This is a genomic window from Rubripirellula obstinata, from assembly GCF_001642955.1.
In the GTDB taxonomy this organism is placed as follows: Bacteria; Planctomycetota; Planctomycetia; order Pirellulales; family Pirellulaceae; genus Rubripirellula; species Rubripirellula obstinata.
Map to the genome: position 1 here is coordinate 1 of NZ_LWSK01000024.1, position 25,009 is coordinate 25,009.

Annotated in this window: 20 protein-coding genes and 1 tRNA gene; 9 read left to right on the plus strand and 12 right to left on the minus strand. The window is 53.3% G+C overall.

Annotated features, from left to right (window positions below):
- Window positions 1–394 precede the first annotated feature (394 nt).
- The gene (gene queA, locus RC85_RS08805) at window positions 395–1,483 is read right to left on the minus strand and encodes a tRNA preQ1(34) S-adenosylmethionine ribosyltransferase-isomerase QueA (RefSeq protein ID WP_068261311.1); all 1,089 of its coding nucleotides are present in this window, start codon (window positions 1,481–1,483) and stop codon (window positions 395–397) included.
- A 117-nt stretch (window positions 1,484–1,600) separates the two neighbouring features.
- Here queA and RC85_RS08810 point away from each other — a divergent pair, with 117 nt between their 5' ends.
- The 7 genes from RC85_RS08810 (at window position 1,601) to RC85_RS08840 (ending at window position 8,267) form a co-directional block, all read left to right on the plus strand.
- On the plus strand, window positions 1,601–2,452 hold the full coding sequence (locus RC85_RS08810) for a hypothetical protein (RefSeq protein WP_068261315.1): 852 nt from the start codon (window positions 1,601–1,603) through the stop codon (window positions 2,450–2,452).
- Between the two features lie 146 nt (window positions 2,453–2,598).
- Complete coding sequence (locus RC85_RS08815; protein ID WP_068261317.1) at window positions 2,599–2,871, plus strand: hypothetical protein; 273 nt, start codon at window positions 2,599–2,601, stop codon at window positions 2,869–2,871.
- A gap of 16 nt (window positions 2,872–2,887) precedes the next feature.
- Window positions 2,888–3,559 (plus strand): histidine phosphatase family protein, encoded by a 672-nt coding sequence (locus RC85_RS08820; protein WP_068261319.1) that lies wholly within the window; start codon window positions 2,888–2,890, stop codon window positions 3,557–3,559.
- Between the two features lie 191 nt (window positions 3,560–3,750).
- Window positions 3,751–4,503: a class I SAM-dependent methyltransferase gene (locus RC85_RS08825; RefSeq protein ID WP_068261321.1), complete on the plus strand. Its 753-nt coding sequence runs from the start codon at window positions 3,751–3,753 to the stop codon at window positions 4,501–4,503.
- Between the two features lie 15 nt (window positions 4,504–4,518).
- Window positions 4,519–5,616, plus strand: coding sequence for a polysaccharide pyruvyl transferase family protein (locus tag RC85_RS08830; protein WP_068261324.1), 1,098 nt, complete (start codon window positions 4,519–4,521; stop codon window positions 5,614–5,616).
- 4 nt (window positions 5,617–5,620) lie between these two features.
- On the plus strand, window positions 5,621–6,565 hold the full coding sequence (locus RC85_RS08835; RefSeq protein WP_068261326.1) for a nitroreductase family protein: 945 nt from the start codon (window positions 5,621–5,623) through the stop codon (window positions 6,563–6,565).
- A 181-nt stretch (window positions 6,566–6,746) separates the two neighbouring features.
- Window positions 6,747–8,267, plus strand: a complete 1,521-nt coding sequence (locus RC85_RS08840) for a lipopolysaccharide biosynthesis protein (RefSeq protein WP_068261329.1) — start codon at window positions 6,747–6,749, stop codon at window positions 8,265–8,267.
- A gap of 5 nt (window positions 8,268–8,272) precedes the next feature.
- Here RC85_RS08840 and RC85_RS08845 read toward each other — a convergent pair whose 3' ends face one another.
- The 5 genes from RC85_RS08845 to RC85_RS08865 form a co-directional block, all read right to left on the minus strand.
- Window positions 8,273–9,466, minus strand: a complete 1,194-nt coding sequence (locus RC85_RS08845) for a glycosyltransferase family 4 protein (protein WP_149752638.1) — start codon at window positions 9,464–9,466, stop codon at window positions 8,273–8,275.
- 217 nt (window positions 9,467–9,683) lie between these two features.
- Window positions 9,684–10,844 (minus strand): glycosyltransferase, encoded by a 1,161-nt coding sequence (locus tag RC85_RS08850; protein ID WP_068261335.1) that lies wholly within the window; start codon window positions 10,842–10,844, stop codon window positions 9,684–9,686.
- On the minus strand, window positions 10,841–12,088 hold the full coding sequence (locus RC85_RS08855) for a hypothetical protein (RefSeq protein WP_149752639.1): 1,248 nt from the start codon (window positions 12,086–12,088) through the stop codon (window positions 10,841–10,843). The genes RC85_RS08850 and RC85_RS08855 overlap by 4 nt, the downstream gene beginning before the upstream one ends.
- Window positions 12,089–12,204: 116 nt before the next feature.
- On the minus strand, window positions 12,205–13,488 hold the full coding sequence (locus tag RC85_RS08860) for a purple acid phosphatase family protein (RefSeq protein ID WP_235033201.1): 1,284 nt from the start codon (window positions 13,486–13,488) through the stop codon (window positions 12,205–12,207).
- Window positions 13,485–14,375, minus strand: coding sequence for a hypothetical protein (locus RC85_RS08865; protein ID WP_068261344.1), 891 nt, complete (start codon window positions 14,373–14,375; stop codon window positions 13,485–13,487). The genes RC85_RS08860 and RC85_RS08865 overlap by 4 nt, the downstream gene beginning before the upstream one ends.
- A gap of 1,241 nt (window positions 14,376–15,616) precedes the next feature.
- Here RC85_RS08865 and RC85_RS08870 point away from each other — a divergent pair.
- On the plus strand, window positions 15,617–18,610 hold the full coding sequence (locus RC85_RS08870) for a thioredoxin family protein (protein WP_084422497.1): 2,994 nt from the start codon (window positions 15,617–15,619) through the stop codon (window positions 18,608–18,610).
- Window positions 18,611–19,066: 456 nt separating this feature from the next.
- Here the strand turns inward: RC85_RS08870 and RC85_RS08880 are convergent.
- Window positions 19,067–19,139, minus strand: a tRNA-Glu gene (locus tag RC85_RS08880).
- A 174-nt stretch (window positions 19,140–19,313) separates the two neighbouring features.
- Entirely contained in the window at window positions 19,314–19,526 is a 213-nt protein-coding gene (gene csrA / locus RC85_RS08885; protein ID WP_068261350.1) for a carbon storage regulator CsrA, read from the minus strand.
- 729 nt (window positions 19,527–20,255) lie between these two features.
- Here csrA and RC85_RS08890 point away from each other — a divergent pair.
- Window positions 20,256–20,771: a DUF2203 domain-containing protein gene (locus tag RC85_RS08890; RefSeq protein ID WP_068261355.1), complete on the plus strand. Its 516-nt coding sequence runs from the start codon at window positions 20,256–20,258 to the stop codon at window positions 20,769–20,771.
- Between the two features lie 122 nt (window positions 20,772–20,893).
- On the opposite strand, the gene RC85_RS08895 is transcribed toward RC85_RS08890, so the two are convergent.
- From RC85_RS08895 to RC85_RS08910, 4 genes are all read right to left on the minus strand, one after another.
- Window positions 20,894–21,490: a hypothetical protein gene (locus RC85_RS08895; RefSeq protein ID WP_149752640.1), complete on the minus strand. Its 597-nt coding sequence runs from the start codon at window positions 21,488–21,490 to the stop codon at window positions 20,894–20,896.
- A 155-nt stretch (window positions 21,491–21,645) separates the two neighbouring features.
- The gene (locus RC85_RS08900) at window positions 21,646–22,215 is read right to left on the minus strand and encodes an NfeD family protein (RefSeq protein ID WP_068261361.1); all 570 of its coding nucleotides are present in this window, start codon (window positions 22,213–22,215) and stop codon (window positions 21,646–21,648) included.
- Window positions 22,212–24,533, minus strand: coding sequence for an NfeD family protein (locus RC85_RS08905; RefSeq protein ID WP_084422498.1), 2,322 nt, complete (start codon window positions 24,531–24,533; stop codon window positions 22,212–22,214). The genes RC85_RS08900 and RC85_RS08905 overlap by 4 nt, the downstream gene beginning before the upstream one ends.
- Window positions 24,534–24,630: 97 nt before the next feature.
- Window positions 24,631–24,912, minus strand: coding sequence for a hypothetical protein (locus RC85_RS08910; protein WP_068261364.1), 282 nt, complete (start codon window positions 24,910–24,912; stop codon window positions 24,631–24,633).
- Window positions 24,913–25,009: the final 97 nt, after the last annotated feature.

Below are 25,009 nucleotides of genomic sequence, written 5' to 3' on the forward strand. Positions count from 1 at the left end.
TCCGATCTGCCTACATGCTGGCGATCAGGGACTAAACAATCAGTATGGCATCACCGTTTTCATTTGCGACACAGTAGGCTTCCAAAGCCAAGTCGCATCGCTGATTAGAACAGTAAAAAGTAGGCCGTAGCGAGCCAAAGCGAGTTACGGCGGTGCGCAAATTGCCGTAACTCGCTTTGGCTCGCTACGGCCTACATGCTGGCGATCAGGGACTAAACAATCAGCATGGCATCACCGTTTTCAATTGCGACGCGGTAGGCTTCCAGAGCCAAGTCGCGGCCCTGATCAAAATCAGTAGAAAGTAGGCCGTAGCGAGCCAAAGCGAGTTACGGCGGTGCGAACATTGCCGTAACTCGCTATGACTCGCTACGGCCTACGTGCTGGCGATCAGGGACTAAACAATTAGCATGGCATCGCCGTAGCTGTAGAAACGGTATTCGTTTTCGATTGCGACGCGGTAGGCTTTCAATGCCAATTCGCGGCCTGCTAAAGCGCTGATTAAAACTAGCAGCGAACTCTTGGGCAGGTGGAAATTGGTCAGCAACCCGTCGATCGCATTGAATTTAAAACCGGGCTGAATGAACAAATTCGTTTCACCCGTCCATGGTTTCAGCACGCCGCCGCCCGCTGCGGCCGCACTCTCTAGCACCCTGACGCTGGTGGTGCCCACCGCAATCGTTCGGCCTCGCGTTCGCCGCGTCGTAATTTCCTGGACAGTCGGCTCATCAATCTGGCCCCACTCGCTGTGCATCTGATGCTCGTCCAACCTCTCCGTCGCGATCGGGCGAAAGGTGCCAATCCCGACGTGCAGCGTGACTTCGGCTGTGCCCACGCCGGCGGCGCGTACTTTTTCTAAAAGCGACTTCGTGAAGTGAAGGCCGGCTGTCGGTGCCGCGACGCTGCCATCGGACTTTGCGTAGACCGTTTGGTAATCCACCACATCCGCATCCACCATTTGTCCATCGCGAATGTAGGGCGGAATGGGGACTCGGCCAAAGCGGTGCAGCCAATCAGCGGGGCTGGCAAACGTTTCTTCCATGTCCTCTGGCGTGGATGGTTTGACCAGTAACTTGCCATCGTCGGTTCGCGTCACCACGGTCAACAACATGCCATCGCGAGCGTCACGGTCACGGACGGTAATGGTCTCGCCAGCTTGCAGCTTGCCGCGCGTCTTGGTCAGGATCTCCCACAGACCAGTTTCGTCGTCGCTGCGCAGGAACAAGCCCTGCCAACGCCCCCCCGTTTCGCTGCGGTAGCCAACCAACCGCGCTGGAATCACGCGGCTGTTATTCATGACCAACGTGTCACCTGCGGACAACAATTCAGGCAGGTCACGAATATGGTAATGGTCAATCGAACCCGTCGATCGATCGACCAACATCAACCGCGCGTCGGCACGATTGGACATTGGCGATTGCGCGATCAATTCAGGCGGTAGATCGTAGTCGTATTGGTCAATTTCATTTGCTTGTGATTCGGTCATGCAAGGATTGTAGCGAATCCACTATGCTTTCTTCCATCCCAGCGAAAACTTGATCTAAATCGACCGCCGAGAAGAGCCAGCACTAGCCGGGCACGAAATCTCTTTTGCGATGCATTCATGGACACCGACAACTTGACAAGCAACGCGATCGACAACGGTCAAACCGTTCTTCCTGACGATCCGACGCAAACGGAATCCCCCAGTGTTCCCGCCGGACCAGCAGGTTCCGGTCGTTGCCTTTTGTACGGTTGTTCGGCGGTTTTCATTACCGGCATTTTCCTGATTCTCTGCGCCGGCTTTGCGACCTACTTCTACTTCACTCGGCAGGTCGAAAGTTTTACTTCCGAGACACCGCAAATTTTGCCGTCCCAGGAATATGACGACAAGAAAATGGTCGAGCTAGAAACACGCGTGCAAGAGTTCGAGCGAATGCTTGATCCGCCGCAAGAAGAGCCTGCGGAGAAACCCGTGGCGCTTCCAACGCAGAAGGCCGTTGCCGATCAGCCCGAAGAAGTAACGGAACCGAAACCATCTGCTGCACCTATTCGAAAGCCCAAACGGTTGGTTTTGTCGGCGGCGGATTTGAACGCTTTGATTTCACGACATCCCCAATTCCGAAACAGGCTGTTCGTCAAGATTGACCAAGGCGTCATCTCGGGCGACGTCAGCTTACCGCTGGACGGTTTCGTTCCTGGCGGCGAAGGTCGATTCTTCAACGGCTCTGGCAAGTTCGACGTCGGTTTGAACGACGGTGAATTAGTCGTCCGCTTGATCGAGGCAATGGTCGCCGGTCAGCCGATACCGCCCGCAGTGATGTCAGGAATTCGCAAACAGAATCTAGCCGAAAGATTTCAGGATGACGCCAAGCTATCGCGTGCAATCCGAAGATTCGAGCGAATCGAAGTCGATGGCGATCGAATGATCCTGACGTTGAAAGGCCGTAAGCCTGCGGCCGCGAAACCGGAATGACAATCGTTGTCCCGGTGATCATTGTGATCATTTTTCGCAGAATCCAATGTTCTTCGTTTTGGTCACCGGTGGGACTAACCGCTTGATTGATCTAAGTTCGGTTTCAATCAATTTGTATCAGTCCGCCTAATGACTCGTATTTTCTTATGGCTAACAGCGATGACGCAAAACCGGAACCGCTTCGGCTGACATCCGGTTGCCTGTTTGCGACGCTCTCGGCGCTGGTGACGGCGTTGATGTTATTGGTCAATGGTTCGTTGGTGATGGCGGTGTTGACGGCGCTAACAAAGAACGATGTCCCGCTGGTATCAAATTTGAAGTTCAGTCAATTCTTACTGTTTACCATTCCAGTCGTGATGGCGATTGGTCAATGGATGATGATTGATTACGTTCGCACACGCCTACTGCACAAATCCTAGAAAACAACACGCCCCGATGCAGCTCTACCTGATCCGTCACGCCGAAAGCCAAAACAACGCTCGCCCTGTTCACAATCGTGTGGAGGATCCAACGATCACGCCCGTTGGTCATCTGCAAGCCGAGCACTTGGCGGGCTGGATGAAGAGCTTGAAATTCGATCACCTGATCACCAGCCCGTTCAAACGAACCTTGCAAACGACTCGCTACGTGTTCGACGTAACCGATCACACCGTCCATGTTTGGCATCACGTTTTTGAACAAGGCGGATGCTTCAAAGGTTTCGGACCTGATGCAAAAGAAGGCGCACCGGGGCTGGGCCGAACCAGCGTCGTCGATCACTTTCCCGCCGACCGCTGCATCGCCGACGAAACGATCAGCGAACAGGGTTGGTGGTTTGGCAAGCAACGCGAAACCCCGCAAGACCATTCCACTCGCGTGACGTCCGTGATCGACCGAATCAATCAAACCTTTGGCGATTCAGAGCAGGTGGTCACGATGGTGGTTCACGCCCAATTCGAGCGAGAACTGCTTCACCAACTCGTCCCGCACGCCAGCATCCCGCAGCTTGGTTTTATCAAAAACTGCAGCATCACCAAACTGAACAATGTTGGTAACAATTGGCAGCTTGACTGGTTCAACAGCATCACCCACATGCCAGCCAAACTGATCACCGGCAGTGAGATTTAGGGCCGTTTCTAACTCCTCCCTGCTTTTTGCAACCCCTCAAAAAGTTGACAATTGCTCTGTCAATGGCCAGCCTCTTCCGCTACTCAGTCAACCTGGTGTTAACGCGTGTCGATTGAACCGTGCCGTTCCACTGGAAGGCTTGCAATGAAGATCCTTCGACGCAATTACAAACCCGACGCTGTCGTAATGTGATGAAAAATGAAAACAACTGGAAGCCAACGAAGCTTGCTTACAAAAATGGCAAGACAATTCCGTCACGCGACTCCAGCGAGCTAGCTGTTTCTTCGCGGATGACGGTTTCGCAAGTCAGTGCCTGCTACAACCGTCATCTCGCTGATCACTGTCGCGGACGCTTGCTCGATCTTGGCTGCGGCAAGGCACCGTACTATGGCCTTTATCGGCCGCTCGTCGATGAGATTTGCTGCGTTGACTGGGAGAAATCTCCGCATGGCAACAGCCACATCGACAAGCATGCCGATTTAACACAGCCGCTACCACTTGAAAATCAAACCTTTGACACGATTCTGCTGTCGAGTGTTTTGGAGCACATTCCAACGCCGATGAATTTGTGGTTTGAAATGCATCGAGTGCTACGTCGGGATGGGAAAATCATTTTGAATGTGCCCTTCATGTACTGGCTTCATGAAACGCCGCATGATTATTACCGTTACACAGAATTCTCTTTAAGAAAGATGGCAGCAGACGCTGGGTTCCAAATTCTTGTTTTGGAGAGTACTGGCGGAGGGCCTGTCGTATTGGTCGATGTCCTCGGGAAAATGTTAGGCGGTGTGCCGTTTCTATCCGCAATCATCACCCAAACTGCTTATGTCAGTATGTCGCTTTTCCTGAAGACGAGGTTAGGTAAAAACTTGAATGCGCGCAGTGCGTATAAGATTCCAAACGGCTATTTCATGGTCGTGCAAAAGCTTCCTCAGAACGATTGAAAGACTTGAAGGCAAATGCGACGAATCATTACCCTTGCCCAGTGGATCCTTCCGAAAAGACTGTACGAGGGGCTTAGATTTCATTTCGGTCGCGTGTTTCGTTTTTCTGCGACGCGTAAGAAAATCTGCTCTTACGCCGGGCAAAAACACATTCTCTATGCACTGACCCCCACGCCAAAATTAGCGAACATCGGGGATCATGCACAAGTTGTGGCGATTGACGCATGGCTGAAAAAACACTTTCCGTCCTATGCCATTCTTGAGGTGGATAAAAATGAAGTGCTTCACTGCATGCCCGAAATTATTGATTCCACTGGCCCCGATGACCTGGTGTTTCTTCACAGCGGAGGAAACCTGGGCGACCGCGGAATGTATTCAGAGTCAGGTCGAAGGAAAATAATCCAAGGCTTGCCAAACAGCTTCGTTTTTAGCCTGCCGCAAACGATCCACTTCAGTGATTCGCTCACGGGGAACCGAGAACGAGAAACGAGCAAGAGGATTTACGCGACCCATCCGAATCTTGTGGTTTTAGGTCGCGACAAACGCAGCGGAGAACTCGCAAAAGAACTATTCCCGAAGGCAGAAAGCTTTTCGGTTCCCGATTTTGTGCTTTCACTTCCATGCAAAGAAATTGCCATAAAGCAAAACCGTGCACCACGAACGCTGATTTGTCTTCGTGAAGACCCGGAATCTGTGCTGAGCGACAAGGATAGGGAACAGCTTGTCCAGTCGATTGCTGGCGAGAAAGAGGTCTTTGATACGACCTTCGCGGAACCGATCCGGCGAGAGGAGCGATCGCTGAAACTCGAGAAAACTCTTGACTACTTTGCGTCATTCGATTCCGTCGTTACGGATCGTTACCACGGTCTTATTTTCTCAGTATTGTGCCAACGTCCAACCGTGGTGCTTGGAACAGTTGACCATAAGCTCACCTCAGCTTTTGATTGGTTCGATGCCATCCAAGGTTTAAGGTTTGCAGATTCGATTGACAAGGTTCCATTTCTGCTCGACGAAGTCAAGCAAGAAGGTTTCGGAAATGCACCGAACTGGAATGGCGAGTATTTTGACGTCCTCGCCAATCGGTTGAAACAAATCGCTGAAACAAACGGTTGAAAACATGCACCTAAAATCGCAACTTGGTCGTCTGATCAAACAATTGCCTGGCGGAAAAAAGTTGCACGCAACACTTAAAGCTAGGCTAGGAGGGGTGGACGACTATCTGAACTTGGATGGAAGGTCCAGTGACGAGCTGCTGTCCGTGGTTCGCCATGAAGCGCATCGCATCGAAAAATCGATCTACAACGACAACTTTGAATCCAAGAAAGAGGTCTACGAAAAGAAACGCGATACGATCGAAGACTGCTTCAAAATTCTGCGTCAGCGAGACTTTGATCTCGGCGAAGACCCGACCGCAGTTTGGGCTGAAAATTTAATCGCGTCATTCAACAATCTTGAAAACTATGTTTTGGACCATAGTCGCGAAGCCGCGCAGTATCGTCCAGAGAGAGCCGCCGCGTTTGCCGCGTTCGCTCGATCCCGTCGCAGTTGTCGCGTCTGGGCTGACGAGCAGCCGGACGATCAGGAGCTTGCCGAAATTGCTGGACACATGATCGATGCCGCTCGCTGGGCACCCACCTCAGGTAATCGTCAACCATGGCGATTTGTCGTTCTTTCAAAACCTGAACGCAAGGAACTTCTGCGTGGGATCAAAGAACAACACTGCATCTCGGCTCCGTTGCTAATCTGGGTGCTGATGGACAAGCGTCTCTATGGTGCCCTTGGCAATAATGAATGTTCGTTGTTTATCGATGCGGGTGCCGCGATCATGCAGATGGTGCTAGCGGCACATGATTGCGGCCTAGGCGTGTGCTGGAACCATTTTGCGCTCGACATGATTCGGTCCAGACCATCAAACATGGTGGTCTACGATCGATTGACTCGCGAACTGGGAGTGGACGATCACCTCGAATCAGTCGCAATTGTGGCCATTGGTCGTCCGAAATTCATTCCCCCGGAACCGCAACGAGTAAAGATCAGTGACCTTACGCTGGCCTGGGAGTAAATGTTATCTGCAAAGGGACTGTGAATGGTTTCTTGATTGGAAGTCGAACGAACGGCTATTGATAGTCGCCTTTTGCTCCGCGAAAGTCCGTCGGATCACACTTTGGCGGAGCGAAAGGTGACATCGATTCTCCGTTCGATTCTCCGCTCGATTCTAAGCAAAGCCCGGTACCGGAGATCTTTTGAGCGAGGAAATACTATCGCGTAGCGAGATTCAGGCTCGTTCGATACGTGGCGGCGGTTTCACGGCTGTCACCCAGGCTATTCGTTTGCTGGTTACGTTGTTGTCAGCAGCAGTTCTTGGCCGTCTGCTCGCTCCCGAAGACTTTGGGCTGGTGATGATGGTGACGGCCGTCACCGGCTTATTGTATCTGTTTCGCGATTTAGGCCTCTCGACTGCCACCATCCAGGATCGCCAAATTAGCTATCGGCAACTGGATTCAATGTTCTGGTTGACGGCTGTGGTCTCGCTTGGTTTGGCTACGTTGGTTGCTGCCAGTGCTCCACTGTTGGCCCGCTTTTATTCGGAACCGAAACTGATTCCCATCGCTCTGGTTTACTCAGTCGTGATGCTGATCGGTGGATTGTCACTGCAGCATGAATCGATGCTACGTCGGCAATTACGTCTTGAAGTTATTTCAGTATCACGAGTGGCGGCATTCACGCTTGGGCAGCTTATCGCCATTGGTTTCGCTGCAACAACTGGTTCCTATCTTTCGCTGTGCGCCGTACCGCTGGTCGAAGCAATGGGAGTGACAGGGTGTTTGTGGTTTGCAAGCTCATGGCGGCCACGGTGGCAGTTTCGATTTCCAGAAATCCTAGAGTTGATGAAATTCGGGACGACCTTATCGATTAGTTCCGCAATCAACTATTTCGCTCGACAAGCAGATAACTTACTGATTGGTCGTTTTCTTGGATCGCAATCACTCGGATACTACTGCACGGCTTACTCGTTGATGATGTTGCCGTTGCAACAAGTCGCTCATCCGCTTAGCAGTGTCGCGATCCCAAGCCTGTCTCGATTGCAAGATCAACCGTCATCCTATCGTCGCGCTTTCGAGGCGATTTCTGAACGGCTTTTAATCGTTACTGTTCCTGCGTGTATCATCCTGTTCCTTTTCGCCGACACGCTCATCATTGTGGTGCTTGGACCGAAGTGGGAACCATCGATTGAAATCTTTCGCTGGTTGGCGGTCGCAGGAATCCTGCAACCGCTATCGAACACGCTTGGATGGCTGCTGATTACTCAACGGCGACAACGCGACCTGTTGCGCTGGGGCGTGTTCGCCAGTACGGTTTCTATTCTATCGTTTGTCGTGGGTTTGCGTTGGGGCGCAGCGGGTGTCGCCGCCTCGTACGCGATTAGCGGAGTGCTGATACGGACGCCGGCGCTTGTTTGGTGGGCGTGTCGCGTCGGGCCGGTCGGTGTTCGCAGCGTGGTCACTTCCGCGATGCTGCCAACGATTTGCGGCCTGTTGGTCGGGCTCGGACTGTTTCCGCTCCTCTGGGTTGAACTATCTCACGCAGCGATCTGCGTCACAGTGCCACCGTTAGCGCTGGCGATATGGCTTGGTGTATTGAGTCGCAGTCAACGTGGTCGGTCGATCCTGGGCGACATCCTTGGCATGGCGCGTTCGGTCACGCATCGAACCGCCAAGCAATCAACGGTTCAACGACCAAGCCCGCAACGCGACGCCGCCTAGCATTCTCACTTCGACCGACAAATGCAGTCTTGCATCACCGATTGCAATCGCGATAGCTGAATCTCCAAAGAAGTTTCGGCAATGTGCTCTCGCCCGTGTTGCCCCATTAACTGGCGACGCTCTCCATCGCCCGCAAGTTCGTTCATCGCATTCGACATCCCAGCAACGTCATGTTCGTCAACCAACAGTCCGGTTTTTTGCTCGACGACCTGCGTCGGGATGCTGGCGTGGCGAGTCGCAACAATTGGCAGCCCAAAGGAAGCTGCTTCGGCAATCGCCACCGGCCATCCCTCGCGATCACCGTCGGGGCCAGTTACCGAATGTTGTACGAAAACATCAGCGTCACGCATTTCCGAAGCAACTATCTGGGAAGAGCACGCACCGAGCATTCGGACGCGATCACCGATTCCATGTCGATCGATGATGTTCTGACACACCTTTCGCATCGGACCATCGCCAACCATCGTCAACGTTGAATGGTGCACGTTTGGCATCTGTGCGAAGGCTTCCAAAGTCGCATCGGGCCTTTTCTTGTTGACCAGACGACCTACCGAAAGAAATTTGCACTGGTCGATGGCATGACCGGTCCGGTCCACTTCCGGCGGCATCGGCACTCCGCAGGGGATGACATGAATTTGATTTGACTTCGCCCCTAGCTCCAGCAGCGTTTCCTTCTGATATTCTGCCACCACGACGAGAGCATCAAACTGGTTCAGCATTTCGCGAAGACGCCGCGTGTAGCCTTTCTGCTTCAAACATGCGGTGACATCGTGCCCGTGGAAATGGGCGATCAGTGGCACGCTGTTGAACTTCATGATGGGCAACAAATGAATCGCCATCGGACCAAATTGAGCAAGACATACGGACGGACGATGTTGCTGGATCGTTTGATTCCACCATCGCGTTTCCGCAGGACTCATTTCCGCGCCGGAAACGACGGGATTGAATCGCCCCAGCAAACCTTTGTAACCCCAACGCAAAAGAGACGTTCTTGGGACGATCCAATTGCCTTTGACGACATGGATCGGAACAGCAGATTTATCGGAATCATTGTTCGCCAAGTGAAGCGTCGTGACGTGAACATCAAAGTCGTCCAGCGATGTTGCTTGCCTCCGCATCCAGACCTCGCTACCGCCTCCGTACGAATCGGTTGCGATCCAGGCAATCGGTCGGTCGTTGGAATTCGATAGATCGGCCATGATGGTTACGTCGTGAATTGGTTGACTGCTAGCCAAGACCAACTTTTCGTCAGTCCATGGCGATGTGGCTTTTTCAAAGATACTGTTTTTAACAACCGGTGAGGTTGCCCGCGACCTGCCCGTAGCTGATCCCGCCAGGGTTCAGTCGAGCTTAATGCCATCGTGGACTGAACCCTGGCGGGATCAGCTACGTTTTAAAAGCGACCTGTAAATTAGATCAATTCAGCTTCATGATCTGTTGATAGAACACTCGATATTGTGACGCTATTTCCTTGGTGCTAAATCGCTTTGCCTTTTCGATCATTGCTTCGCTGGCAAGTTTGCGACAATCTTCGATACACCGCGTGACTTCCGTGTCGCTCCACTGGTCCAGCACCCAACCGGTCGTGCCGTGGTTGATCAGTTCGGGAAGTCCGCCGCGTCGAAGACACAAAACGGGGACACCAACGCTGAATGCTTCCACCACACCACGCCCAAACGCCTCGACGCATCGCGATGGAATGATCAGCAAATCCAAGTTGACCAAAAATTCGCGGCTGTCCGACCAGCCCAAAAACTCGACCGGCAAACCTTCGCTTTTTCGCCGCAGATGGTCAACGAAATCGTCTTCGCCTGTGCCAGCAATCTGCAACCGCCACGGCGGATCCGTTTTTACATGGCGAAGTGTGTCCAACAAGGGGCCGATGCCCTTGTCAGGTTCGATGCGCCCCAGAATCCCAAGTCGAATTGGCCCCTCGCTTCGGATGCGGGCATCACCGGCGACGCCCTCGAACGGATTGCCAATCACCGTTGACTTTGCCGCCGGAAAGAATCGGTGTTTCAGATGCCGATCCAAAATGTCTTGGCTGATCCCGACCACACCATCGACGTTTGCGGAATGACGTCGCTTGGGCGACGACAGCCAGTCGGGTTTTCGGTCTCTGTCGCGTTTGGCGTCATACATGTTGGCACTGCGATGCAGCAGGCATTGGCTTCGCAACGTGTGAACAGTTTTGAATCGTTTCTGTTTAGCCCAGCTCCAAAACTTCGCGCCAAAATCTTCGATCGTGCTGGTGTGAACAAGGTCCGGATTTCGATCCAAAACCGCCGATTGGATCTCGGCTGCGATCACCGAACCAAAGCTTTGCGAAAGATGCCAACGGATTTTTTTCAAGGGCGATTGTTCACGCGATCGCATGGCCCAGTAAACGTTGGGGCAAGCGATTCGGTTAACGGCGATTCCGTTTTGCATCTGCAACCCGGGTTGCCCATCGGTCATCGTTAACACTGATACATCAACGTTCTGTTGCGATAAAGCTTCGGCCAGCAGTCGCGTTGAAATTTCGCCGCCACCCAGAGTATCAGGCGGGTAGGCCATCGCGCAAATCAGGACTTTCATAATGACGGTGCATACTGGGGCGGCTCAACAGAATCCAAATCCGTTCGCTCAGGTTGCTGTTCTTCTGTTTCGCTCGCCGGTTCTTCCAGCAACGTGATTTCTGGGGCCGCCATTGCAAGTGAAGCGATGAACCAATAGATCGCCTGAGTAGGTACCAGAATGAATGCTCCTTCCACGACTGCGACGATCAGATAGACCAGCATGCTGATTCGTGCCGTAATCTGAACCTTCGTGTTGCCTCCCGTTAAGACTGGAAACAGCCACACGATTGCCATTAAAACAACTCCGGCGGGGCCAAACGCCAACCACGCCGCCGCAGGCACACTTTCGCTGTCCCAACCGATTCGCACGCTGCTGATGACTTCCAAATCGTTCTGTAAATTCGTCACTCGACCGCCCAGATCCTTGTCCAGCAAAAAACTCTGTGGGTCTCGGCCGATCACATACGACGCAACGATCACAACAGCCAGCAAGAAAACCATTCCGCATGCAGCTTGGAAAACACGGCGGTAAGACCGTTCCGACATCGCTTTGATCAATTCAAGCAACACAAGTCCAGCCCACACTGATCGTGACAACGTTGCAACGCAAAGAGAGCGATACGCCATGCTGCCGCGAAACGATCCAATCGCAACCAACGGTCCCCACATCAGCAAGTTGATCCCGAGGATGTTGCCGTTGTTGTAGGTTGAGAACATCTTGATCACCGGACCGCGCAGATTGTGGCGGGTCGCGACCGTTGTGATGTCAGAACCGGTGGTCGTGATAAACGGAATTCCTAACACCGTTCCAGTCGCATTGTAGACCAAGAAGGAAACGAACCCGAACGCAAAGACTGGCACCATCGCCCATTTCAGAAACCGTAGCAGGCCTTCGATACCCAAAATCCGCAGCACCCAATGCGTCATCAAGATCGCCAGGATCGGCATCGCAATCGTGCTGACCAGGACCGACACCGCTGCGCCAACCGATCGCATTCCATAAATGCGGAACGATGCAATTTCCAACAGCGCCAACAAGCCGATCAGCACGCCAAGCCATGCATAGCGAGTGTGCAATTTGCGGCTTGGATGTCGCGTCAGGCAAACCAGTTCAAACACCGCCGCGATCCCGACCAACACATAGCTGAACGTTAACGGGATATTCCCAAGGTAGATTCCCGCTTTGGGAAAGCCAAACAGCACCAGCACGGTCAATGCCGCGTAACAGACTGCAAGACGACGATACATGCTCGATTCAATCACTCAGAGAACATCGAACGTTCCCGGTGGCTGCGTTCATCGAAAGCCAGTACTTAAAATGCATTCAAACCGGATGTCCAGTGTGACCGGCACGACCCGCACCGCTTAACATCCAAACACTAGTTCGCGACCAAAACCGGACTGCGTACCTGACGCGTAAACTCGTCGCGGACAGTTCCATCCAACAGGACGCATTTTCCGATCAACTGATCTTCCTGGAACGTTAACACAAAGATGTGATGCGCCTTGTCAGCCATCCCGGGTGATTGCAAATACCAGCGATCCGTTTTCGGTGTTCGCTGAGGCACGCCCAAACCGCCTTCGCCGATGTAGACAACACCGGTTGGATCTTGTTTGCCATTTCGTATCGGAACCGTTCGTTTGACGTTGTGCCCATCCGCTTCGCAGACCAAATCAACGTCATGTTTTTCAAAAAGCGGTGCCCAGACTTTCAATGCCGAACTTGGTGCTTTGACGGCGGGATAAATTGGGCGATGGTACTGAGCCAGCAGCCATCGATTTTCGGCCCGCGACGCTAACATTTCGCTATCGATCCACTTTGCTTGATCACCCGCCGCACTGATTTCAGAGTTCAGGGTCACAAAACGAACTTGCGGTCCGATGTTGACGGCGTAGTAGTTTTTGTCGCCGTCAGGAAAACCGAAAACTTGGTTGAACGGTTTGCCGCGGTCGTGGTTGCCTCGCGCGGGAATGATTGGCAACATCCGTCCGTCTTTCCCTGTGGTCGATTCATGATCGGAAAGCCAACGCAACCACTGGGCAACGTTTGAGCCCTTGACGATGTAGTCGCCGCCATGAGCAAACGCAAGAATGTCGTCTGACGGGTCATCATTTGCAAACGAATCGGACACCATCGTCGCAATCATCTCGTTGACTCTTAACCGATCTTTGTGACCGGTTCGCGAATCGCCACCATTGATCAGGCTGAACGGACGATCGTGGTCTGGCCCGGTTTCAAAGTAGAACCAGGGCGAATGATCGCCATCGCTATGCATCTGAACTTCATACTGCGTCGATGGCTTCAAGTCGGTTAGGCGGACATGGTGGTAATAAAACTCAGCCTGCCCGCCGGTGTAACGCCCGCTTTCCGCCATCGCGGTGCCTTCGATCACATTGCCTTCGTCCGCCTGAGCGTTTTCGTCGCCTGCTGCACCCTTGATGCGAAAGCGAAGCGTATGCTTGGAACCAGCGTCTCGCGTGCTCCAGGAAACTGTCGCTGTCGTCGCGGGGTCATCGGTCCAGGTGACTCGGCAGTGCGCCGGTTGAGTGCCCTTCAACGTCATTGCGGCAAAAAGTGGTGAACAATTCAGGATGACGTACAGCACGGATAAAACGGCAGTCGATCGCCACAACGACTTGAAAATGCAGTGTGATAGATTCATTTGTGAAGCGTATCCGAAGACGTTTTGTAGGAAAATTGGTAGGCGATTGCCAAGATCAAGGGGCATCCCCAGTTTGCTGAACGGATCAGTGTTTCAGGATAAGCGGGCACACCCAACGCCGTCATTCTACTCGCTGCGGTCAGCATTCCCCAGAACACCATGTAGATCGCAACGGCCCGCATTCGCGGAAACAGAATCAAAACGGCGACGATCAGGTCAACGATCCCAATGATCCACAAGATTTGTTCGACCGTGGCCTGCCCAATTCCAAAGTTTGCCCCATTCAAATCGGTCAACAGAACCAGATCAGCGAACGGCCCATGGATTTTCAGCGCCTTGTATCCGTGAACCGCAAACGTCGCCGCCGTCGCCATTTTCAGAATCAACAGTGTGACCCAAAGTCGAACCGGCTCGGTCGATTTTTTAACGCTCAGCAGAATCACCAACGCCATCGGCGCTGCGTAGCGAACGACATGTTCGCCCAGGCTAAGTTCGGCAAACACCCCGCCACGAAACATGTGCGCGATCGCGATGGAAAACATCCAAGCCGCAACAAAACCGGCCGCCACCCGCTGAAGTTGCCTGATCCTATCCCAACCCAAACGCAGCGTCGGCACCAGCACCACAATCCCGGCAACGAGACAACCGATCGCTCCGATATCATCGATACGTTGAGCAATGGTTTCTGGCCACGACCATTCAAAAAACAAAAGACCATAAATATCGCTCTCGATCTCAAACTCAGCAAACCAATACCGCCCCGCGACCCCAATGCACTGCAAGAAAACAATCACACGAAGAGCCGTCAACAGTTTGTTCGGAATCGGGCTTTCGGGAATCGGGCTGTCTGAATTCGGGCCAAGAGGTGGTTGTATTTTTGAAGACATGCCTGCGATGTTTCTAGTCGAAGATGAATCAACGAAAAAAGCCGACGCAGTTTGGATTGAAACAACGCCTCAAACGAGGCTAGCGAACTGCTTTCATTGTTTGAAGCCCAGAGCGTTTGCGCTCGCCGGATTCCCGTCACATGACAAGGGTTCGCAAATGATTCACGCGGCATAAGTTCCACGGCGTCACGCAATTCGGCTCACATGGCTTCCAAGATCAGACGATGTCGTTTTCATTCAACACCGTCGTTTCCCTCTGAAACCACGCCTCCATCATTGCGAGGTTGGCAGCGGGCGGGTGGGCCGCTAAAAGTTAGGATTGCAGCAGTTCTCGTTTGCGTAGGTTTCATTCTCATCGCGATGATGACTGCTTCCGCCGGGCTTGCCCCGGACGGAGCGGCAACTGGGAGCTACCTAACTGCAGATGTTATTCGAAAGCGTACTCTTACGTAGGCCTCCGTGGCGGGCTTGTCTCGGCGGAGCTAACGACTTGGCTACCCCAGCGCGATCGAGCGAAATTCGTTGATCCCGCCGGGGCAAGCCCGCAGCGGAAATTGATCGAGTTGCCTCCGACGATTCGAATCGCCGCATTGGACTGAAAGCAGAACAAATTCTGAATTTCTAAATACTAGGGTAATACCGTTACTTCTCGTTGAACGCCACCATCGAGCAGTAAGTTTGGAAGAGTTTAGGTAGAAAATTACTGGTAGAAAATGAACTCGCGGACAGAAAAAAAAGGACGCACACCTCGACGTCTTCTACCAGTAATTTTCTACCAGTAATTTTCTACCAGTAATTTTCCGATGACCTTCGCGTTTGATTGGTGGCGTTCAGCGAGAAGTATCTTAATACCAAAGATTTAGCGGCCCAGCGGGCGGGTGCATCCGACAACGAAGCTCAGTTCCTGCGGACGCCCTTGCTACTTGGTGTGAAACCAATGAATTTTGAAAACCAATGACGAAGCGTTTCCGTTTGGCAAACACTTCTTGCAGGTAACGAAACAACGCGGCACAGGAGACCGGTTTCGCTTTCTACCAGAAGTCCGGCGACGCGCGCGGGCAGTTAAAGTTTGACTGCGTTCTCTGGACAGTAGAAGCTCTTAGTCCTTACCGGGAATCGGATAATCCTTATTCGGAAATATCTGTCGTAGCTGGGGTCGCCGGGGTGACGCTTGGTAGCATTTGTGGAACGCTGTCCTTGGCTGCGTTACAATTCACCGCAAGTTTGACGAGCCACCTTAAATGAGAGTTGGATTGATGCACGGAACGTTCTCTTTCTGCAAAACCGCAATCGCCTTTGTTTGGTTTGCGACTTTATTGGTTGCCGCATCGATTGCCGATGGCGAAGACGTGGCGGTTGAGCAGATCAAGCCGATCACTATTACGGGGCGAGTCGTCGACTTGGAATCTGCTGGCGTCTCCGGCGCTGAAGTTTCGGTGCAGTATCGGCAAATCTCTGGCATGGCGGAGGCGACTGCGACGACGGATGCTTCGGGTGACTTTTCAGTGAGCGTTAAGAGTAAGCCAATCGCTTTTCGACAGTGGGAAATTGTTGCCACGACAGACGATGGTCGCGAGGTCGGCTTTTTTCGGTACGACCAGTCGGAAGAAACGAACGCAAATTCCGAAATCGAAATCCAAGTCGAACCGGGGCAGCCGCGCGCTGTTGAGGTGCTTGATGCGGAGGGCAATCCGGTGGTCGGTGCTCGGGTCGTTCTGCAGTTAGCCTACCCGCACTCGGTCGATGGGCAATTCACGGATGAAAACGGTCGGCTTGAACTAATCGTACCAGAGTCCGAGCGTGTTCAATCGGTCATCGCTTGGAAGGATGACGTTGGGTTCGACTACCAGGTGTACGCGCTCGACCGAAACCAACAAGCCGACCTCAAGACTCCTGTGCCCGAGTTTCCGGTTGCCGGTGAAACGCTGCGACTCGACGGCGCTGTTCCGGTCACGGTGAAGGTCGTTGATTCATCTGGGTTGCCGATCAAAGGCGTCCGTCTCTATCCATGGATACTGCGAAAAGAGACGGCCAATCGCGAGTTGAATTTGAGCTACTTCACAGACTCCGTTTCTCAAGTCACTGACACATCAGGGCAAACAACATTCGCATGGATGCCGACGTGGCAAACGTCCATCGTCACCATTTGGCCCAACGTCGAAGGATACACTCGAACTCGGGCCAACTACGAGCCAGCGGTCGATCAGGGCGAATTCACTGTCACACTGAATCAACTGGTCACGATCCAGGGAACGGTGTTTGACGATCAGGGCAAGCCAGCCGGTGGAATATCGGTGGGGGCCCGCGGCGATGGATATGGTTGGGATAATGGGCGTGGTCAAACGACGTCGAACGATGACGGGACTTACAAACTGCAGGTTACACCGGAGCAGGTCTATATGGTCACGGCGGCTGACGACGAACGGGTCACGGATGCCGTCCCGAGTTTCGCAGTGAATGTTGACGAACCCGTTGTCGGGATTGACCTGCGGCTCCGCAAACCAACCCGCTTGACCGGGCGACTCACCGAGGAACCGTCCGGCGATCCGATCCAGAACGAACGCGTGATCGTCTACCAATACGGCGACGACCTCAACTCCATCGAGGGAGCCACGATCGCCAATCCCGAAAACTCCAGTCGCTACATTCGCCCCATGTTGGTCAGAAACGCGCGAACCGATGACGAAGGACGATTCGAGTTTCGCTTGGGCGATGGTGCCTACGACATTCGTCCGCCACGCCAGGAGAAGACTGAGAAATTTGAGGTGTCTGGCGAGGAATCACTGACCATCGATGTCACCACTGAGATTCAAAAGAAGGTGAAGTTGACTGGCGTCGTGCGTGAGCACAAAGAAGACAGGCCGCTTGCTGGCGTTCGATTGTCAGGCGTTTCGCAGCGGTTCAATGGCGATGACTGGGAAGCTCTTTCGGACGAAGATGGTTCGTTTGCCGTGGAGAGGCTGGGGGAACCAGCGTACGTTCACGCGGTCAGCGCGGATAAGTCGCTGGGGGCGGTCGCCATTTTACCCGCCGATGAGAACACGCTTGAGATGCACCTCAAACCGACTGGATCCGCGTATGGCATCTTGCACGAAACCGATTCAGAAACGCCGGCGGCGCTGATAAAAATTCAATTCGGAATCCGGATCCCCGACGAAAACAATCAAACGTGGAGCAATCGGTTTGGCGGTTCTGTGGTCACCGACTCGGAAGGTCGATTTGAACTGGTCGGATTGGTCCCTGGTTGGGAATACGAGCTTCATTTGGAACCCGGACCTGACGGGACCATCCCAAGTCTGGACAGTGTCAACATTGATCCAGGCCAGCGAGTCGATATGGGAACGATGACTATTCCTGCACCGCGAAAGCCGTACGTTCCTCCGACATTGGACGAACGGATTGCCAAAGCGATGGGTGTGGACGCAACAGCGATGGATCGTTTCACGCGAGCGATCCCGCGCTGCAAATTGAACAAGCAGAAAATGCTGATGGTGATCGGCAAGCCCGATGATTCTCGCTTGCGACGGTTCATGCAGCTTCGATACGAGGACCGCGACTTCCGCAAAGTTCGGGATGAGTTTCTGATCATGGCTTTGTCAACCAACACTCCGGACAACGTCGCCAGTGTCGAGCAGCTTTTTGATGAATTGAACGTGGAAACAACGGACGCGTCCACCGATTTTTCGATCGTCTTGATTGATTCCGAAGGAGCCCTAATCTCAGACAACGCTGTCACGAATCTGCTTGAGGACGACGAACTGTCCAAAGACGTTGTGATCGAGTGGCTTCGATCTCACATCGGCCAACCCATCGACGCGAAGAAGCTGCTTGACGAGGCTCTCGCGCGAGCAAAGCAAGAAAACAAACGTGTGCTTGTTCAAGAAACGGCAACGTGGTGTGGCCCGTGTCACCTGCTGTCAAACTTCCTAAACGAAAACCGGCAATGGGAGACGGATTACCTTTGGATCAAGATGGACCATCGCTTCACCGGGGCTCGAAAAATCATGGCCGAACTACGCGGCGATGCGAGCGGCGGCGTTCCCTGGTACGCAATCTTGGATTCCGATGGCGAAAAACTTGCCACGTCCAATCATTTTGAAACCGGCAACAACATCGGTTTCCCTTCACGCAAAGACGGACAAGAGCATTTCAAACGAATGCTGCTTGACACTCGACTTTCGATGACCGAAGACCAAGTCGATGCCTTCGTCGCTCAGCTCAAGAAGAAAAAGTGATTCAACAAACGGCAATCCGGCAATCGGTTCTTTCGTCGGCCGTAGGCCGGCAACAAGCCGCTTCGGCGCTGTTCCGGCATGCCGTGTTGGCGCGGATTGCCGGAACCGCGTCGAAGACTCCTTGTTCCGGCCTACGTAACTTTCGTAGGCCGGCAACGAGCCGCTTCGGCGCTGTTCCGGCATGCCGTATTGGCGTGGATTGCCGGAACTGCGTCGAAGACTCCTTGTTCCGGCCTACGTAACTTTCGTAGGCCGGCAACGAGCCGCTTCGGCGCTGTTCCGGCATGCTGTGTTGGCGCGGATTGCCGGAACTGCGTCGAAGACTCCTTGTTCCGGCCTACAAAAACGCTACGGCCTACAAAACATTGGCGGATCAACTTGCGGGCATCTAGTCGTGATTCAACGAAAAAAGCCGACGTCGCTCTTGATTGAGCGACGTCGGCTTTTTGTCAGTGATGACCCCTACGGGACTCGAACCCGTGTTGCCGCCGTGAAAGGGCAGTGTCCTAGACCGCTAGACGAAGGGGCCGTCCAAGCGTTTCTTCGCGTCTCTACCATCAACAAAAGTGAGCATCGGCTCGTTGATGTTGTTGAAGTGAGCTTTTTACGAAGAGTTCGCCGATTCGTCAAGGGACCGATTGAAAGCTTCCCGATTTTGAAGATTCAACCTCGGTGTCGGCTAATGGGCGAACGTATTTTCGCCCTAAGATTCAATCGGAGAATCTGACTCGATCGATGAACCTTCTTCTGCCGCGGCGCGCTGAATCGCATCGTAGACTTCGCGGCGATGAACTGGCACTTCACGTGGGGCTTCGACGCCTAGGCGTACTTTGTCACCACGGATCTCCACCACAACGATCTTGATATCGTTGTTAATGACGATGCTCTCGTTCTTCTTTCTTGATAAAACTAACATTTTCCGTTCCTTTGATTAACCGGCCGCAGATTTCTTTGGGGGGTGTGTTTGCCTACAGTCCGATGTTTCGCAGGATCCTCTCGCCAACATGACGCGACTTCTAAATCCGTACTACACCGCTTCGTAGACCGGTTGACACAAGCGGACTCCATGCCGCTCGCGATTCCTAACTCCTGAACTCTAGGTCAAAAATAACAAGAGTCAAGCAAACTCGCCTTGACAAGTATCGATTCATGACCCTCGACGCCCGATTTTGGCTGTCCTCGGCAGCGAATTTGGCTCAAACGAACCGCCGAAATAGCTAGCAAACCATTGGTTTCCACAATTTCGCTCTCAAAATCGCGTGCCAAAGAACGATTTTCTGAGATTTTACTTTCTCAGCCCAGATTTTCGAGAATTTTTGGCGTTTTGATTTTTTTTTCAGAGCTGCGGGGTACTGTTACTCAATCAAAGAGAACATTTTGGTTGTGAGGTTCGTCATAATATCGGAAGCGAAGGATCAGACGAAAAAGACGGCATTCGCAATTTCACAATACTCCAATCATCCCCCCCACCTAATGCAGCACGGCTTGTCGGTTTAGTCGATTTCCAGACGGTACCGGTAGGCGGCTGCCTCGGAAGGCCTCGGGCTGAACAATCAGGCCCGGCCGCTTACGCGTCGCGGCTCACGAAATCGGCCAGCAATTCCCACCAGACACAACAACTTTTTAACTGAGTAAAGTAAGATTCATGGTTCGAGCGATCGAAAACAACGATGAACAACACAACGATGAGCAAAGCAGTGACGAGCAGCACAGTGTGATGCAAAGCTCATCGGGAAGAATGCTGTCCTATACACCCGCGCGAGCAACCAAAACTCTGCCGCTGGTAAGACGAGTCGTGAAGGACTTGTTGGGTCTTGCCGGTTCAATGAATGACCGACAGTTGCAACTGGATGGATTCAGCCAACTTGGCGACACCATCGATCAAGCGGCTTATCGCGAAGAACTCGACGATGTTGAAAAATCGCTGACGGCGGAGAAGGCGAAGTGGCAGCAGTGTGTCGGGGAATTAACCGCAATTGGAGTTTCGCACCACGTTCCCTTTGACGGAACGATTGATTTTCCGGCAATGTTAAATCGACGTCCGATTCGTTTATGCTGGCGTCCAGGCGACGAGGTTGTTGAATACTGGCACGAAGTAAACGAATCATCGGCTGACCGAAAAAAGATCGACTTCAAGATGCTGCCCACCCTCGCTTCTTGAGCGTAACGCGTTTTACCGCGTGAGTTGCCTTGGGGATTTGATCCAAGGCCAGGGTTCAGTCAAGCTTGACCCGATCGTGGACTGAACCCTTACGGGATCAGCTACGTTTTGTAAACAACCTCTTAGGTGTCTTCAAAGAGGCTTCCGTCAAACAAGTCATCTGCATCTTCTTTTTTGTCCGGTGAATCCGGCGCAGGCAACTTCGCTGCTTCTTTCAGATCATCGTTCGTTGGCTCTGGCTGGCTGGCGTCGTTGCCGCGTCTTCGCTTCAGCGCTTTGACTTCTTTTTCAAGACTATTGACTCGCACGATCAGGCGAAGCACGAGGCCTCGCAGGTCATCGTCAGTCATGCCCGGCAAGACGGTTGCAAGTTGTTTGACTTCATCTTCGTCGTCCATTTTGTCCGCGATCTTTTTCGCAACAACACGGTTCCTGAGAAGTCCTTTGACCTGCTCGATCTGTTCTTTGATATTCGGCAACAGCGGATGCTTCTCGCCCATCGTGGCCTCCGCGTTTCGTAGCACGCGAAGTTGATCCACCAGCTCGCGACCTCGCTCGGTCTTCGTCAATTCCTCCACCGAGAACTCTGACTTGACCTCGACGTCGGCTGTTTTTTTGTCATCGGGATACTTCATCCGTTCCTGTGCGACAGCATCGGTACAAACGAAGATGCCTGCGAAAAGAAACAGAAACGCTGCTGAGAAAGTCTTGGAAGTCACGTCAACCCTTTATGTTGTACTGTCAGAGATCACTCTCGCGTCAGGCTCCAGGCTAATCGATGATGAGATTATTAGCGAGAATTCAGCTCGTAAATTCAGCATTGGGGACGAAAAAACTGTTGAAAACGGTGCGTTTGCGTGGATTTCAACCGTCTCTACAGATCTTCCAGCGATTCCTCCAGGGCCGCTGGCGAACGAACGCTTGATTCCCGAGCCACCTCTGCAGCCAATTCTTCGTCGGAAATAAGACGTACATGAACCCGGCCTCCTTCGACGCCGGTGACCTTGACGGTTGATCCTGCATCGATCGGCATCCCGATGCTGACCGCGTCGGTTTTCTGGCCGTCGATGACCACCAAACCGCTGGGCAGCAGATTGGTTTTGGCGATTCCTCGGTGCCCCACAAGGTCTTCGATCGCGACGCCGCCGCGAGTTCGTCGGGCTGGGCCGCGGTCGTCAATTTGTCCAGGCCGACGATTTAGCATTCGCCGACCGATCGGCGTGTGAGGCCAAACTCGCACCAAGCTGGTCAACAGAATCGGTGTCGAAATCAACGTGACAAAAAGCATCGTTAAGCCGAATGCAAAGCTGTGCGAAAACGCGATCACGATTGAACTGATCACTGCCGCCGCTGCTGCCACACCCATTAACCCGCCGGTGGGCAAGAAAAACTCGGCGGTCAAAAACAGGTAGAACGCAACCAGCAATAGGATCGCGATGGTCATGGCGAGCTTGACTTTGATTCATCAAGTTCAACGATCACTTTGGTCGCGTGAACCTCGCAAACGCGAATCGGTTCACCGGTTCCGATCATCGAACCATCGCTGACCACCTGAACGATCTGGTCACCGATTCGGGCTTTACCCGATGGTCGCAGCGGAGTCGTTGCAACACCGGCCTGTCCCATCAAATCGCTGTAGTCGCCAAGCATCTCGCTTTGTTCAAGCCGCACCGCGTCGGGAGCCTCCATGACCAATCCGCTAAAAAACGGAACGTACGGAAAGAACCATCGCATCACAACGAAGCCGCCAATCATTCCGGCCGCCCCCGCCAGTGCTCCCCAAACTCCGCGTGTGAACAAACCAATTTGATAAACGTTTTGCGGAATCACAAACGTCTGACTCATCAACACAATTCCAAGCACCGTCAGCGAAAGCCCACCAACGCCGAAGACACCAAAGCCCGGAACGACAAACAACTCGATCGCAATGCAGATTAACCCAAGCGATAATGCCAACAGCTCAAGCCATTCTGCGGTTCCGTTCAGAAACTTCATCCAGAAAAACATTGCAAAGCAAATCATGGCAACGAAACCAGGCAGACTTAATCCGGGCGCATTGGCTTCCGCCGATAACGCGGCGAAGCCAATGAACAACAGCAAGAACGAAAGTCCAGTGCTGCGTCCAAGCCGTTCAACAAACCGAACCAGCGACCGTTCGGCGACCGGTGGCGGCGTGCCGGCGAGTCCAATTTGTCGCGACGCAGCGTCAAGCGAATCGACTTGCTGATCAGCCAAACCCAGCGAGATTGCTTCGGCGGCCGACAAGCCGTTTGCCAACTCAATCCGTTGACCACGTTCCCATTTCTGTGCTTCGGATTCCGGGTCATCACTCGCGTCCCACTCGGATTGCAGATCATCCGGCGACGCGTACCGAAGCCGTCCCGTTTTGCGATTGGTATAACGATAAACTTCCAGTTCTGGATTCAATAAACCGCGAATCAGTGCCGCGGGGCGATTGGTTTTCTTTGCGATCTCAGTAATCATCTCGTCATACTGTTTGATATCCTCGCCAAGCATCGTCGCTGCACCTTGACCACCGATGGTGGATTCCGGTTTCATGATCAGCGGCTTGCAGCTAAGAGCAATCAGCGCCGCGTCGCCACGTGCCTCACCACGAACAAAGCCCGCGATGGTCGAAATCGGTGGCGGAGGATCCGCGAACCAAGTCGCCAACGATGCACTGCTGCCCAGTGATCCGCCAATCGAATCGATGCTGATCATCCAGGCATCGACGTCGTCAGATGACAGCGTTGACGTCAGATTGCTTTGCCAACGCCGAGTCCGCGTGGGCGCGATCGATCCGGTGATTTCCAGCAGCACGGCTTTGGTCACGGTTCCGCTGCGACCTTGTCCCAACGGCAGGATCTCTGCCAGATCAAGTCGCTGGGCAACGTCGGTCATCGATGCAACCTTCGACGACGCAATTCGGCTGTCGCGAAGTTGGTCGGCGGTCATTCGTAGTGGCTGCCCGGGCAGACTCCACACTTCTTCGCCAAGCAGGTCGCCATCTCTGCGCAGCTCGGTCAATTCCTGGCCGGACGCGTAACCCTTTTCGCCACCGACTTTGGTGATCGCGGCAAGCTCTAACCCTGGATCCACTAGCGCCGAAACGATCGCGGGCGGAAACAGTCCGCGACGCCTGGCGATCGCCAAGTAATTTAGCTCAACGGTGTCGTCCAAAGCTCCTTCGCTGGAATCAGAACCTTGGATCACTGCGTCTGGTCCTACCAACAACAAATCCGATGCAATGATTGGCAATACTGAATGACCGCTGACTTGGCGATTGACCCAGGAAACAAGCCGAACCTTTCGCAACTGGTCGCCCGTCATCGCTCTGGCCAACCGAAACGCATCATCGAATTCGGTTTCGTCACCGAGGTCTTGGTTGCTGCCCGCCTCAACCGCTTCATTAAGCACGTAACGCATCACCACGGTGGCACGTCGATCATCGGGTGCTTGCTCGCCGGCGCTGACCAGCTTTTCGACGATTGACGTCGCGGCATCGGATGTCAACGGAATGGGAACATCGATGACGAACCCATTGATCGCTTCGGGTGAGACCTCAGCGGATGGCTTTGCTTTTGAATCCGCAGGCTGATCGGCATGCAACTTGGATATTCCAGCGACTTGCAGCATTGCAAAAAGCAATACGCACAACCGCAAGATTGCCGCTAACGACGCTTTGGAAAGCGAAGCTGCGGACCGATGATGGCTCGGCGTCTCTGCGTCACTGCGGCGCAGTTCAACTCGTTCTTCCTGCACTGACCTTGGCCTCGTAAAAACTCTGAAGAGGGTTGAATCCTACGTTGAGTATACGCTGGTCGGCCATGGATGCAGATGGTGGGCGAAATAGAGGGGATCAGTCGCCGACTAGCGAGTACAATCCGCCACCGTCGTTTTTGATTTTTCCGGTGCGGGCCAATTCCTTCCAGACCGCTTTGGGGAATTGGTCAGGCGGGCGGATGGCCACCACACTCGACTTTTGTCCAGATGACATCGGGCCGTAACCCAGGCTTGATTCATCGTCTAATCGCATCAGTTTGAGACGTTTTCGGAACGCCTTCATCGCCAAACGCAGCTCTTCCTTGGACGGCGGTTCCGGTTCAGGAGCGGTTTCGGCGGTGGGATCTTCGTCGGTCATGGCTGGAATCTTTGGGTTGAGTATTCTGGAAACGTGAATTGTCTCAGTCAGACCGCCTGCGTGCAATCATGGGCGTGGTCGCTGCCCTGTCGCCTTT